Source organism: Streptomyces sp. NPDC000134 (assembly GCF_042899225.1).
Classification (GTDB): domain Bacteria; phylum Actinomycetota; class Actinomycetes; order Streptomycetales; family Streptomycetaceae; genus Streptomyces.
Window position 1 is genome coordinate 23281 of sequence record NZ_JBIAZN010000022.1, and the last position, 15407, is coordinate 38687.

Annotated in this window: 3 protein-coding genes; all 3 read left to right on the forward strand. The window is 73.9% G+C overall.

Annotated features, from left to right (window positions below; genetic code table 11):
- Nucleotides 1-13: 13 nt before the first annotated feature.
- The 3 genes from ACFY32_RS27885 (at nt 14) to ACFY32_RS27895 (ending at nt 15368) form a co-directional block, all read left to right on the forward strand.
- Entirely contained in the window at nt 14-12871 is a 12858-nt protein-coding gene (locus ACFY32_RS27885; RefSeq protein ID WP_390675602.1) for an amino acid adenylation domain-containing protein, read from the forward strand.
- Between the two features lie 70 nt (nt 12872-12941).
- Complete coding sequence (locus ACFY32_RS27890; RefSeq protein ID WP_359200723.1) at nt 12942-14153, forward strand: cytochrome P450; 1212 nt, start codon at nt 12942-12944, stop codon at nt 14151-14153.
- Between the two features lie 42 nt (nt 14154-14195).
- Entirely contained in the window at nt 14196-15368 is a 1173-nt protein-coding gene (locus ACFY32_RS27895; RefSeq protein WP_390675603.1) for a cytochrome P450, read from the forward strand.
- The last annotated feature ends 39 nt before the right edge of the window (nt 15369-15407 follow it).

Below are 15407 nucleotides of genomic sequence, written 5' to 3' on the forward strand. Positions count from 1 at the left end.
GAGAAGACAAGCGATGACCCGATCCCATGTCGAAGACGTGTGGCCGCTGTCGCCGTTGCAGGAGGGGATGCTGTTCCACGCCACCTTCGACGACCAGGGACCCGACGCCTACCAGGGCCAGCGGACCCTCGAACTGACCGGACCGGTCGACGCCGGCCGGCTGCGCAGATCGTGGGAGGGGCTGCTGGCCCGGCACCCCGTGCTCCGGGCCGGCTTCCGGCGCCGCAAGTCCGGCAAGACGGTCCAGGTCATCGCCCGGGAGGTGACCCTGCCCTGGCGCGAGGCCGACCTCTCGGCACTGCCCGAGGCCGAGGCCCTCGCCGCCCGCGACGAGCTGGCCGCCGAGGAACAGGAACGGCGCTTCGACCTGGCCACCGCGCCGCTGCTGCGGCTGCTGCTGGTCCGCCTCCCCGGCGACCGGCACCACCTGGTCCTCACCAGCCACCACATCCTCATGGACGGCTGGTCCCTGCCCATCCTCATCAACGAGATGTACGCCGCCTACCTGGCCGGCGGCACGACCACCGGGCTGCCCCCGACGACCTCCTACCGCGACTACCTGGCCTGGCTGAACCGCCAGGACAAGGACGCGGCCCGCGCCGCCTGGCGCCAGGAACTGGCCGGCGCCGAGGAACCCACCCTGGTCGCACCGGCCGGCCCGCCCGCGGAGTCCGCGGCCTTCGGCGCCCTGACCGCCGAGATACCCCAGGACGTGGCCCAGGGCCTCACGGCACTGGCCCGCCGCCACGACCTCACCGTCAACACGGTCGTCCAGGGCGCCTGGGCCCTGGTCCTGGCCCGGCTCACCGGCCGCCGTGACGTCGTGTTCGGCGCCACCTCGGCGGGCCGCCCCACCGAACTGCCCGGCGTGGAGTCGATGGTCGGCCTGACCATGAACACCCTGCCGGTACGCGTCGCCCTGGACGGCGGCAGGCCCTTCCTGGACCTCCTCACCGACCTCCAGGAACGCCAGTCCGCGCTCATGTCCCACCAGCACCTGGGGTTGCCCGAGGTGCAGCGGGTCGCCGGCCCCGGCGCCACCTTCGACACCCTCGTCGTCTACGAGAACTACCCGCGCACCCCCACCGACCCGCCCACCGAGACCAGCTTCGCCATCGGTTTCGTCGGCGCCCAGGAGTCCGCGCACTACCCGCTCACCCTCCTGGTCGTCCCCGGCGACGACCGCATGGAGTGCAAGCTCGACCACCGCCTGGACGTCTTCGACGAGGACGCCGCGCGGGCGATCCACGAACGCCTGGTGCGGGTGCTGACCCGGATCGTCACCGACCCGGACACCACGGTCGCGGACGTGGACCTGCTGAGCCCGGCGGAGCGCGCCCTGGTCACCGAGCGCTGGAACGACACGGCCCGGCCCGTCCCGGCCCGCTCCGCGCTGGAGCTGTTCACCGCACGCGCCGCGAGCACCCCGCGGGTACTGGCCGTACGCGGCGGCTCCGAGGCCCTCACCTACGGCGAGCTGGACGCGCGGGCGAACCGCCTCGCCCGGCACCTGGCCGGCCTGGGCGTCGGCCCGGAGAGCCGGGTCGGCCTCTGCCTGCCGCGGGGGGTCGACATGGTCGTGGCGCTGCTCGCGGTCTGGAAGGCCGGCGGCGCGTACATACCCCTGGACCCGGAGTACCCGGCCGACCGCCTCGCCTACATGGTGGACGACAGCGGCGCCTCCCTGGTGCTGGCCACCCCCGACACCGCCGGACAGGTCCCGGACGGCGTGGACGTGGTGCTGACGCACGAGCCGGCCGAGGAGTCCGCCGAACCACTGGGCACGGTCCCCGACCCGGCCCAGCTCGCCTACGTCATCTACACCTCCGGCTCCACCGGCCGCCCGAAGGGCGTGGCCGTCGCGCACGGGGGAGTGGCGAACCTGGCCGAGGTCATGCGCCCGGTGCTCGGCGTCGAACCCGGCACGGTGGCACTGCAGTTCGCGTCGTTCAGCTTCGACGCGGCCGTGCTCGACGTCGCCGTCACCCTCGGCGCGGGCGGCACCCTGGCCATCGCCACCAGCGAGGAGCGCACCGAGCCCGGCGCCCTCGCGGAGATGATCCGCACGGCCGGCGTCCAGGTCGCCAGCGTCGTCCCGTCCCTCCTCGGCGTCCTGGAACCGGAGACCGTCCCCGGCGTCGAGAACTGGGTCCTGGGCGCCGAGCGCCTGAGCGCCCCGCTGGCCGCCCGCTGGCGCGCCGGGGCCCGGGTGTGGAACACCTACGGCCCCACCGAGGCGACCGTCATCTCCACGGCCACCCCCCTGAAGGAGGGCATCACCCCGGAGGACGCGCCGCCGCCGATCGGCTCGCCCATCGGCAACACCCGCGTCTACGTCCTGGACGCCTTCCTGCGCCCCGTCCCCGTCGGCGCGGTGGGCGAGCTGTACGTCGCGGGCTCGGGCCTGGCCCGGGGCTACGACCACCGCCCCGGCCTCACCGCCGAGCGGTTCGTGGCCTGCCCGTTCGGCGAGGGCGGCCGGATGTACCGCTCGGGCGACCTGGCCCGCTGGACGCCGGACGGGCTGCTGGAGTTCGCCGGACGCGCCGACGAGCAGGTCAAGATCCGCGGCTTCCGCGTGGAGCTGGGCGAGATCGAGTCCGTCCTGGCCGCGCACCCCGACGTCGCCCAGGCCGCCGTCGTGGTCCGCGAGGACCGCCCCGGCGACAAGCGGCTCGTCGCCTACGTCGTCGCCCACACCGGCCGCACCCTCGACACCACGGCCGTGCGCGAGTCCACCGGCGCCCACCTGCCCGAGTACATGGTCCCCGCGGCGGTCGTGACCCTGGACGCCCTCCCGCTCACGGTCAACGGCAAGCTGGACCGCGCCGCCCTGCCCGCCCCCGACCTCGCGGCCCGCACCGGCCGCGCCCCCGCAACCCCGACCGAGGAGGTCCTCAGCGGCCTGTTCGGCGAGGTGCTGGGGCTGGAGCGGGTGGGCGCGGAGGCGTCGTTCTTCGACCTCGGCGGTGACTCGCTGCTGGCGATGCGGCTGATCGCCCGGGTGCGGTCGGTGCTGGACGCGGAGGTGAGCATCCGCGACCTGTTCACCGCGCCGACGGTCGCCGGCGTGGCCCGGACGATCGACGCCGCCGACGGCGCCTCCCGCATCCCCCTGCGGGCGGAGGAACGCCCCGAGCGGGTGCCGCTGTCGTACGCCCAGCAGCGCATGTGGTTCCTCAACCGCATGGAGGAGGCCGAAGCCGGCCCCGGAGCCGCGGGCGCCTACAACCTCCCCTTCGCCCTGCGGATCACCGGCCGACCGGACATCGAGGCGCTGGAGGCGGCGCTGGGTGATGTGGCGGACCGGCACGAGAGCCTGCGGACGGTGTTCCCGGACGTGGAGGGTGTGCCGTACCAGCGGGTGCTGGAGGGCGAGGTGGGCCGGCCGCCGCTGGTGACGGTGGAGGTGGACCCGGCCGAGGACTGGCGTGAGGTGATGGCCGAGCAGGCCGGCCGCGGCTTCGACGTCCGCGTCGACCTGCCGTGGCGGGCACGGCTGCTGAAGCTGGGCGCGGACGAGTACGTGCTGCTGCTGGTGGCGCACCACATCGCGTCCGACGGCTGGTCGATGGGTGTGCTGGCGCGTGACCTGGAGGCCGCGTACACGGCCCGCCGTTCCGGCGGCGAGCCGTCCTGGCGTCCGCTGGCCGTGCAGTACGCCGACTACGCGCTGTGGCAGCGCGAGGTCCTCGGCGACCTCGACGACCCCAAGAGCCTGATCAGCGACCAGCTCGCCCACTGGCGGGAGGCCCTCTCCGGCAGCCCCCAGGAGATCGCGCTCCCGGCCGACCGACCGCGCCCGGCGGTGCCGTCGTTCCGCAGCGGCGCGGTGCCCGTCGGCGTGGACGCGGCGACGCACGGGCAGTTGGTGGAGGTGGCCGCGCGGGGCCGGTCGACGATGTTCATGGTCGTGCACGCGGCGCTGGCGGTCCTGCTGTCCCGGATGGGCGCCGGCGACGACATCCCGCTGGGCACGCCGATCGCGGGCCGTTCCGACGCGCAGTTGGAGGAGCTGTCCGGCTTCTTCGTCAACACCCTGGTGCTGCGCACCGACCTGAGCGGCGACCCGACGTTCGCGGAGCTGCTGGCGCGGGTGCGGGAGACCGACCTCGCGGCCTACGCGCACCAGGACGTGCCGTTCGAACGGCTGGTGGACGAGCTGAACCCGGCGCGGTCCTCCTCGCGCAACCCGCTGTTCCAGGTGATGGTGGCCCTCCAGAACGTCCCCGAGGCCCGCTGGGAACTCCCCGGCCTCGACGTCGAGGCCGTACCGGCGCTGCTGGCGCCCCCGGCCCGCTTCGACCTGTCGGTGACGCTCAACGAGCGGCGCGGTCCGGACGGTTCGCCCGCAGGTCTGGGCGGCGGCATCCTGTACGCCGCCGACCTCTTCGACGACACCACGGCACGGTCGCTGGCCGGACGCCTCGCCCGGGTCCTGGAGCAGGTCGCCGTCAACGCGCAGATCCGCCTCAGCGACATCGACGTCCTGGAGGCGTCGGAGCGCGCCCTCGTCACCGAGCTGTGGAACGACACCCACCGGCCGGTGCCCACGGACACGGTCCCCGCACTGATCGAGAGCTGGGTGGAGCGTTCCCCGGAGGCCGTCGCCGTGCGCGGCGGCGCCGAGACCCTGACGTACGCCGGACTGGACGCGCGGGCGAACGCTCTGGCCCGGCACCTGGCCGGTCTGGGCGTCGGCCGGGAGAGCCGGGTCGGCCTGTTCCTGCCGCGCGGGGTCGACATGGTCGTGGCGCTGCTCGCGGTCTGGAAGGCCGGGGGCGCGTACGTCCCGCTGGACCCGGAGTATCCGGCGGACCGGCTGGCGTACATGATCTCCGACAGCGGCCTGTCGGTGGTGTTGACCGCGTCAACCACCGTGGAGTTGGTTCCGTCCGGTATCGACGTGGTGCTGGTTGACGGGCCGGTCGACGGTTCGGCTGAGCCGCTGGACACACAGGTGTCTCCCGACCAGCTCGCCTACGTCATCTACACCTCCGGATCGACCGGCCGCCCCAAGGGTGTCGCCGTCGCGCACGGGGGAGTGGCGAACCTGGCCGAGGCGATGCGCCCGGTGCTCGGCGTCGAACCCGGCACGGTGGCACTGCAGTTCGCGTCGTTCAGCTTCGACGCGGCCGTGCTCGACGTCGCGGTCACCCTCGGCGGCGGTGGCACCCTGGCCATCGCCACCAGCGACGAGCGGACGGAGCCCGCCGCGCTGTCCGAGATGATCCGCACGGCCGGCGTCCAGGTCGCCAGCGTCGTCCCGTCGCTGCTGAGCGTCCTGGACCCGGCCGAGGTCCCCGGCGTGGCGAACTGGGTGCTGGGCGCCGAGCGCCTGACCCCCGACCTGGCCGCCCGCTGGCGTGCCGGGTCCCGGGTGTGGAACACCTACGGCCCGACCGAGGCGACCGTCATCTCCACCGCCACACTGCTCCCCGAGGGGATCGGGTCCGAGGACGCGCCCCCGGCCATCGGCTCGCCCATCGGCAACACCCAGGTGTTCGTCCTGGACGACTTCCTCAAGCCGGCCCCGGTCGGCGCGGTGGGGGAGCTGTACGTGGCGGGCCCGGGTCTGGCCCGCGGCTACAACAACCGCCCCGACCTGACCGCCGAGCGGTTCGTGGCCTGCCCGTTCGACGAGGGCACCCGCATGTACCGCTCCGGTGACCTGGCCCGCTGGACGCCGGACGGGCTGCTGGAGTTCGCCGGACGCGCCGACGAGCAGGTCAAGATCCGCGGCTTCCGGGTCGAGCCCGGCGAGGTGGAGTCCGTCCTCGCCGCCCACCCCGACGTCGCCCAGGCCGCCGTCGTGGTCCGCGAGGACCGCCCCGGCGACAAGCGGCTCGTCGCCTACGCCGTCCCCGTCGGCGGCGACACCGAGTTCGACATGGCGTCGCTGCGGGAGTACGCCGGACACCGCCTGCCCGACTACATGGTCCCGGCGGCCGTGATGGTCCTCGACGCGCTGCCGCTGACCGCCAACGGCAAGCTCGACCGGGGCGCCCTGCCCGCCCCCGAGATGGCCGCGTCGGCCGAGGGCCGCGCCCCCGAGACACCCACCGAAGTGGTCCTCAGCGGCCTGTTCGGTGAGGTGCTGGGGCTGGAGCGGGTGGGCGCGGAGGCGTCGTTCTTCGATCTCGGCGGTGACTCGCTGCTGGCGATGCGGCTGATCGCCCGGGTGCGGTCGGTGCTGGACGCGGAGGTCAGCATCCGCGACCTGTTCAGCGCGCCGACGGTCGCCGGTGTGGCCCGGGTGATCGACGCCGCGGACGACGGCTCACGGGTGCCGCTGGCACGGCGGGAACGCCCGGAGAAGCTGCCGCTGTCCTTCGCCCAGCACCGGATGTGGCTGCTGAACCGGATGGATGCCGACGAACCCGGCTCCGCCGCCGCGGGCGCCTACAACCTCCCCCTCGCCCTGCGGATCTCGGGCGAACTGGACGTCCAGGCGCTGGAGGCGGCGCTCGGTGATATGGCGGACCGGCACGAGAGCCTGCGGACGGTGTTCCCGGACGTGGAGGGTGTGCCGTACCAGCGGGTGCTGGAGGGCGAGGTGGGCCGGCCGCCGCTGGTGACGGTGGAGGTGGACCCGGCCGAGGACTGGCGTGAGGTGATGGCCGAGCACGCCGGGCGCGGCTTCGACGTCCGCGTCGACCTGCCGTGGCGGGCACGGCTGCTGAAGCTGGGCGCGGACGAGTACGTGCTGCTGCTGGTGGCGCACCACATCGCGTCCGACGGCTGGTCGATGGGTGTGCTGGCGCGTGACCTGGAGGCCGCGTACACGGCCCGTCGTACCGGAGGCGAGCCGTCCTGGCGTCCGCTGGCCGTGCAGTACGCCGACTACGCGCTGTGGCAGCGCGAGGTCCTCGGCGACCTCGACGACCCCGACAGCCTGATCAGCGACCAGCTCGCCCACTGGCGGGAGGCCCTCTCCGGCGCCCCGCAGGAACTCGTCCTGCCCGCCGACCGCCCCCGCCCCGCCACGCCGTCCTTCCGCAGCGGTCTCGCTCCGGTCGACGTCGGCGCCGGGACGCACGGGCGGTTGGTGGAGGTGGCCGCGCGGGGCCGGTCGACGATGTTCATGGTCGTGCACGCGGCGCTGGCGGTCCTGCTGTCCCGGATGGGCGCCGGCGACGACATCCCGCTGGGCACGCCGATCGCGGGCCGTTCGGACGCGCAGTTGGAGGAGCTGTCCGGCTTCTTCGTCAACACCCTCGTGCTGCGCACCGACCTGAGCGGCGATCCCACCTTCACGGAGCTGCTGGCGCGGGTGCGGGAGACCGACCTCGCGGCCTACGCCCATCAGGACGTGCCGTTCGAGCGGCTGGTGGACGAGCTGAACCCGGCGCGGACCTCCTCCCGCAACCCTCTGTTCCAGGTGATGGTGGCCCTCCAGAACGTCCCCGAGGCCCGCTGGGAACTCCCCGGCCTCGACGTCGAGGCCGTTCCGCCGCAGTCCGCGCCGCCGGCCCGCTTCGACCTGTCCGTGACGCTCAACGAGCGGCGCGGAGCCGACGGCACCCCGGCCGGCATCGGCGGCGGCATCCTGTACGCCGCCGACCTCTTCGACGACCCGACCGTACAGGCCCTCGCGGGACGGCTCGCCCGGGTCCTGGAGCAGGTCGCCGCCGACCCGGGGCTCCGCCTCAGCGACATCGACGTCCTGGACGAGACCGAACGCGCCCAGGTCGTCCGCGACTGGAACGACACGGCACAGCCGGTCCCGGCGGACACCGTGCTGGACCTGTTCCGGAACTGGGCCGAGCGGACCCCCGACACCATCGCGGTGCGCGGCGGCTCCGACACCCTGACCTACGCCGAACTCGACGCCCGCGCCGGCCGCCTGGCCCGGCACCTGGCCGGCCTCGGCGTCGGCCGGGAGAGCCGCGTCGGCCTGTTCCTGCCGCGCGGGGTCGACATGGTCGTGGCGCTGCTCGCGGTATGGAAGGCCGGGGGCGCGTACGTCCCGCTGGACCCGCAGTACCCGGCGGACCGGCTGGCGTACATGGTCGGTGACAGCGGCGCGTCGGTGGTGCTGGCCACGGCGGAGACGGCGGACTCGGTACCGCCCGGCGCGGAGGTGGTGCTGCTGGAATCGGCCGACGCGTCGGCGGAGCCGCTGGACACCGCCGTGGACCCGGGACAGCTCGCCTACGTCATCTACACCTCGGGCTCGACCGGCCGCCCCAAGGGTGTCGCCGTCGCGCACGGCGGAGTGGCGAACCTGGCCGAGGTCATGCGCCCGGTGCTCGGCGTCGAACCCGGCACGGTGGCACTGCAGTTCGCGTCGTTCAGCTTCGACGCGGCCGTGCTCGACGTCGCGGTCACCCTCGGCGGCGGTGGCACCCTGGCCGTCGCCACCAGCGAACAACGCATCGAACCGGGCGCCCTCGCGGAGATGATCCGCACGGCCGGCGTCCAGGTCGCCAGCGTCGTCCCGTCCCTCCTCGGCGTCCTGGACCCGGCCGACGTGCCCGGCGTGGCGAACTGGGTGCTGGGCGCCGAGCGCCTGACCCCCGACCTGGCCGCCCGCTGGCGTGCCGGGTCCCGGGTGTGGAACACCTACGGCCCGACCGAGGCGACCGTCATCTCCACGGCCACGCTGCTGGACGAGGGGATCACCCCCCAGGACGCGCCCCCGGCCATCGGCTCGCCCATCGGCAACACCCAGGTCTACGTCCTGGACGACTTCCTCAAGCCGGCCCCGGTCGGCGCGGTGGGGGAGCTGTACGTGGCGGGCCCGGGTCTGGCCCGCGGCTACAACAACCGCCCCGACCTCACGGCCGAGCGGTTCGTGGCCTGCCCGTTCGACGAGGGCACCCGCATGTACCGCTCGGGCGACCTGGCCCGCTGGACGCCGGACGGGCTGCTGGAGTTCGCCGGACGCGCCGACGAGCAGGTCAAGATCCGCGGCTTCCGCGTCGAGCCCGGCGAGGTGGAGTCCGTCCTCGCCGCCCACCCCGACGTCGCCCAGGCCGCCGTCGTGGTCCGCGAGGACCGCCCCGGCGACAAGCGCCTCATCGGGTACGTCGTCTCCGGCGACGGAGACCTCGACCAGCAGCAGTTGCGCGAGCACGTGGGCAAGGCGCTGCCCGACTACATGGTCCCGGCGGCCGTGATGGTCCTGGACGCCCTGCCGCTGACCGCCAACGGCAAGCTCGACCGGGGCGCCCTGCCGGTGCCCGACGTCGCCCAACGGGCCTCCGGGCGGGCCCCGGAGACGGAGACCGAGAAGGCCCTGTGCGCCCTGTTCGCCGAGGTCCTCGACCTCGAACGGGTCGGGGTCGACGACAACTTCTTCGACCTGGGCGGAAACTCCACCCTGGCGATGCGCCTCGCCGGACGCATCCGGACCGAGATGGGCGCCGAACTGAGCATGCGCCAGTTCTTCGGGGCGTCGACACCGCTCGGCGTGGCCCGGATGCTCGAATCGAAGGTCCGCCCGGCCCTCGAAGCCGTCGAGTCCCGGGACGACGTCCCGCTCACCGTGGGCCAGCGCCGCACCTGGCAGCTCGCCGCCATGCACGTGAACGCGGCCGACCAGCAGGGCGGCGTCGCGCTGCGGCTCGGCGGCGACCTCGACCCCGCCGCGCTGGAAGCGGCCCTCGGCGACCTGGCCGCCCGGCACGAGATCCTGCGCACCACCTTCGTCGGCACCGAGGACGGCGGCCTGCGCCAGCACATCCTCGACGCCGACGTGGCCCGCCCGGGGCTGCCGGTGGTGTCCACCACCGAGGCCGAACTGCCCGGCCTGCTGGCCACCCACGCCCAGTACACGTTCGACATCACCCGGGGCGTGCCGTGGGCGCCGTACCTGTTCCGACTCTCCGGGACCGAGCATGTGCTGCTGATCCTGGTGCACCGGATCGCCGCCGACGACGCGTCCCTGGACGTCCTCGTCCGTGACCTGGCGGCGGCCTACGGCGCCCGCCGGGAAGGACGGATCTCCGAACGCGCCCCGCTGCCCCTGCAGTTCGCGGACTTCGCGTTCTGGGAGCGGGAACTCATCGCGGGCCAGGACGACCCCGACAGCCTCATCAGCGACCAGATCGCCTACTGGAAGAACACCCTCGCCGGGGTGTCGGAGGCGATACGGCTGCCCGCCGACCGCCCCCGGCCCGACATGCCGGGCGCCAACCGGCCCGTCGACTCCGTACCCGTCACGCTCGACGCCGAGGCCCACGACCAGCTCATGGAGGTCGCCGAGGAACACGGCGCCACCGCCTTCATGGCCGTGCACGCCGCGCTCGCGCTGCTGCTCACCCGCCTCGGCGCCGGCACCGACCTGACGCTCGGCACCCTGCGGCCGCGACAGGACGACGAGGAGGGACTCGACGGCGTGATGGGCCCCTTCACCGACCGACTGGCCCTGCGCACCGACACCTCCGGCGACCCCACCTTCCTCGACCTGCTCGGCCGGGCCCGGGAGACCAACCTGTCCGCGTACGCGTACCAGGACGTGCCCTTCGAACACCTGGTGGAGGCCCTGGAACTGCCCCCGGCGCGGGGCTTCCACCCGCTGTTCCAGGTACTCCTGGAGGTCCAGGACGACATCGCCGAGAAGTGGGACACCTCGGAACTGCCGGGCCTGTCCACCGCCAAGCTGCCGTTGGAGACCGGAACGCTCGGGGTGGACCTGTGGTTCAGCCTGATCGAACGGCAGGAGGACGACGGCAGCCCGGCCGGCCTGGACGGTTCGCTGCGCTACGCGCCGGAACTGTTCGACCGGGACACCGCCGCGGCACTCGCCGAACGGCTCGGACACGTCCTGCGGCAGGTCGCCGCCGACCCCGGCCTCCGGCTGAGCCAGGTGGACGTCCTGCTGGGCGCCGACGAACGCCGGCGGCTGGTGGAGAGCTGGAACGACACCGGGGTGGGACTGCCGGACGGCACCGTCGTCGACCTGCTGGCCCGGCAGACCGGCCGCACCCCCGACGCGGTGGCCCTCACCGGCCCGGACGGCGCCCTCACCTACGGCGCGCTGGACGCCGAGGCCGACGCGATCGCCGGGCGGCTCGCCGCCCAGGGCATCGGGGCCGAGGACCTCGTCGCGGTGGCGCTGCCCGCCACCGGCAGCCTCGCGGCCGCCGTGCTCGGGGCGTTCAAGGCCGGCGCCGCCTGCGTGTTCGCCGACCCGGACGGCTCCGCGGACGAGCTGAACGCCGTACTGCGCGACCCGAGGCCCGCCGCACTGCTGTGCACGTCGGAGTACGCCGCGGCGCTGCCCGCCGACACCACCGTGCCGGTCGTACGCGTCGATGACGGCACCCCGGCCGAACGGCACCCCGGCGGACGGGCCCCGCTGCCCGGCCAGGCGGCCCTCGTCCTCCCCGCGCCGGCCGCGGGCGGCACCGAGGACCACACCGCCAAGGTGGTGGTCGAACACCGGGCGCTGCTCAATCAGGTGACCCACGACGTCCGCACCTCGCCCGAGGACGGCGGCATGGTCCTCGACGCCGGCGTCCCCGTCCCCGCCCTGGTCACCGCGCTGCTGGCGGGCCTGTCCATCGGCGGCCCCGTGCACCTGGGGCTCCCCCGGGACACCGCCGGCACGCCCGAGGCCGCCGCGCTCGTCACCACCCGGGACCGGCTCCAGGACCTGGCCGAAACGCCGGCGACCCTGCCGTACGCCCAGGTCCGCGTCGCCGACGGCGAGGTCACTATGGACGACTACGCGGCATGGCGGTACCACCGCCCGGGGACCGCGCTGGCCGGCGACCACGGCACGGCGGAGACGGCGGGCCGGTGGCTGAGCCACCACGACCGGCCCGAACTGCCGCTGCCGCTGCGGACACCCACCGGACGGCCGGTCTCCAACACCCGGGCCCTCGTCCTGGACGACCTGCTGCGCCCCGTCCCCGCCGGCGCACCCGGAGACCTGTACGTCGCCGGCGCCTCCCTGGCCCGGGGACTCGCCGGCGCGCCCGGCACCACGGCCGGCCGGTTCGTGGCGTGCCCGTTCGGACCGGAGGGGGAGCGGATGCTCCGTACCGGCGAACGGGCGACCTGGGCCTCCGACGGGACCCTCGCGGTGCTCGACGCGGACGACAGCGGCCGGCCCGTGTCACCGCTGCGCCCCGTCCGGGGCCGCGACGACCTCCAGGTACTGCTGCCGCTGCGCGCCACCGGTGACCGGCCGCCGCTGTTCTGCCTGCACCACAGCACCGGCCTGAGCTGGGGCTGGGCGGCCCTGCTCCAGCACCTGCCGCAGGACCAGCCGGTCTACGGCATCCAGGCGCGCGGACTGGCGGGACCGGAGACCCTGCCCCGCAGCGTCGCGGAGATGGTGGACGACTACGCCGAGCAGATACGCTCCGTGCAGCCCTCCGGGCCCTACCACCTCCTCGGCTGGTCCGTCGGCGCGGTGATCGCCCAGGCGCTCGCCACCCGGCTCCAGGAACTGGGCGAGGAAGTGGCCGTACTCGCCCTGCTGGACGGCTACCCCGGCGTCCTCGGCCGGGCCACCTTCACCGGCACCGAGAACCCGGGCGCCGAACCGGGCGGCGCGGCACCCGACAGCCCCGAACTGCGCACCACCCCCGGAGAGGGCGGCGGCGGCCCGTTCCCGATGGGGGTGAGCGGCCCGCTCGTCACCAACATGCAGGAGATCATGCGCAACACGGTCCAGATCGCGCAGGACCACACCCCGGACCGGTTCGACGGCGACATGCTGCTCTTCGTCGCCACCGAGGAGCGGCCGGCGGACCTGCCGGTGCCCGCCGCGATCGACAGTTGGCGGCCGCACACCGGCGGGGAGATCGTCAGCCACGAAGTCGCCGTCAACCACAACGACATGCTGCAGACGGCACACCTCTCCGGGATCGGCCGCGTCGTCGCCGACGCCGTCCGGAAGACCGGCCGGGCATGACCGGCCACAGCGCCACGACCATGACCCCCTGCCGGGCGCAGGGCGGGACGAAGGACCGAAAGGGGCCCGCATGACCAGGCCAGGAGACATGCCCGCGCGCCGGCACCGGGCCGGGGTGAAACCGTCGGACCTGCCCGTGCACCAGCAGCGCGTCCGGATGGACCCGCTGCCCGGACTGAACCGGATGAGCGAGCGGACCCCGCTCGTGGAGGACGACGGCCCCGGCATCAACGACTGGGTCGCCACCGGCCGCGAGGAGGTACGGGCGATCCTCGCGGACACCGAACGCTTCAGCACCCGGCCGCCCGCCGACAGCGACGAGGACTCCCGCCGGCTCACCCAGACCGGCAACCCGCTCCAGTACGACCCGCCCGAGCACACCCGCATCCACAAGATGCTGCGGCCGGAGTTCACCGTGCGCCGCCTGCGCCGCCTGGAACCGGTGATCGACAAGATCGTCGCGGACCGGCTCGACATCCTCGAACGCGCCGGGCAGCCCGCCGACCTGATGCGGCACTTCGCCTGGCCCGTGCCCGGCCTGGTCGGCTGCTCCCTGCTCGGCATCCCCCGCGACGACCAGCCCGAACTGGCCCGCAGCATGGACCTGAGCCGGCGCACCGACCGGCCGCGGAAACTGGTCCTGGCCGCGGCGAACGCCTTCGACGGTTACCTGAAGCGGTTCGTGGCCCGCAAACGGCAGGACCCCAGCGCCGACGACCTCATCAGCTCCCTGATCCGGGACCACGGGGACGACGTCGACGACAAGGAACTCGTGGGCTTCTGCGCCTCCCTGCTCGCCGCCGGCCTGGAGAACATGGCCGGGATGCTCGGCCTCGGCGTGCTGGCCCTGCTGGAGCACCCCGACCAGTTGGCCCTGCTGCGCAAGGAGCCCGACCGCATGGACCAGGCGGTGGAGGAGATGCTGCGCTACATCACGGTGGTGCCCATCGCCTCGCCCCGCACCGCCCTGGTGGACGTCCCCCTCGCCGGGCGCGTGATCAAGGCCGGCCAGATCGTGTCCTGCTCCCTGCTGGCGGTCAACCGCACCGCCGACGACGGCTTCGACATCACCCGCGACAGCGACACCACCCACATGGCGTTCGGGCACGGCGTGCACTTCTGCACGGGAGCGGCCCTGGCCCGCATGGAGATGCGCGCCGCCCTCACGGCGCTGCTGGACCGCTTCCCCGGGCTGCGGCTGGCGGTGCCGCCCGAGGACCTGCGCTTCCGGCCGCTGACGCTGGCCGCCTACGGCGTGGAACAACTGCCCCTGGCCTGGTAGCCGTACGGCGGCCCGCCCGCAAGAGACGAAAGGACTCCGTGCATGCCGAAGCCCTCGGACATCCCCGTGTTCAACCGCCGCGTCGGAGTGGACCCCACCCCGGAGCTGATCCGGCTGAGCCGGGAGGAACCCCTGGCCGAGCTGGTCATCCCCGGGCAGCAGATCGACTGGCTCGCCACCGGACGGGAGGAGGTGCGGGCGATCCTCGGCGACGCCGAGCGGTTCAGCACCCGGCCGCCCACCGTCAGTGCCACCGACTCACGGCAGTTGGTCGAGCCGGGCAACCTGCTCCAGTACGACCCGCCCGACCACACCGCGCTCCGCAAGATCATCACGCCCGAGTTCACGGTCCGGCGGATGCGCAGGATGGAGCCGCTCGTCGAGAAGATCGTCACCGATCAGCTCGACACCCTGGAACGGGCCGGCCGGCCGGCCGACCTGATGCGGCACTTCGCCTGGCCGGTGCCCGGCCTGGTGGCCTGCGCACTGCTCGGCCTGCCCCGCGACGACCTGCCCCAGCTCGCCCGGATGTTCGACATCCGGGCCGGCAGCCGCGGCAAGAGACGCATGGTGGCCACCAAGGCGCTGGACAGCTACCTGATCAAGACCGTGGCGCAGAAACGGCGCGCGCCCGGTGACGACCTGCTCGGCATGCTCGTCCAGGACCACGGCGACGGTGTGACGGACGCGGAACTCGCCGGTATCTGCTCCTCGTTCGTGGCCGCCGCCCTGGAGGGCTCCACCCAGATGCTGGGCCTGGGCACCCTGGTGCTGCTGCGCCACCCCGACCAGTTGGCCCTGCTGCGCGAACGCCCCGAGCTGATCGACCAGGCCGTGGAGGAACTGCTGCGTTACGTGTCGGTCGTCTCCACCGCCTCACCGCGCACCGCCCTCGTCGACGTACCCATGGCCGGCAAGGTCATCAAGGCCGGGCAGGTGGTGGCCTGTTCCCTCATCGCGGCCAACCGCGCCGACGCCGGGAACGACTCCCGCGACGGCTTCGACATCACCCGCAAGAACACCAGTCACTTCGCCTTCGGGCACGGCATCCACTTCTGCGTCGGGGCCTCCCTCGGCCGGATGCAGTTGCGCAGTGCCTTCGGTGGCCTGATACAGCGCTTCCCGAACCTCGCGCTGGCGGTCCCCGAGGAGGAGCTGCGCTTCCGTCCGTTCGCCCCTCAGTACGGCGTGGAGGAACTGCCCCTCACCTGGTGACCGACCTGCGTGAACAGGGCGCCGCCGACACCCCGCGGA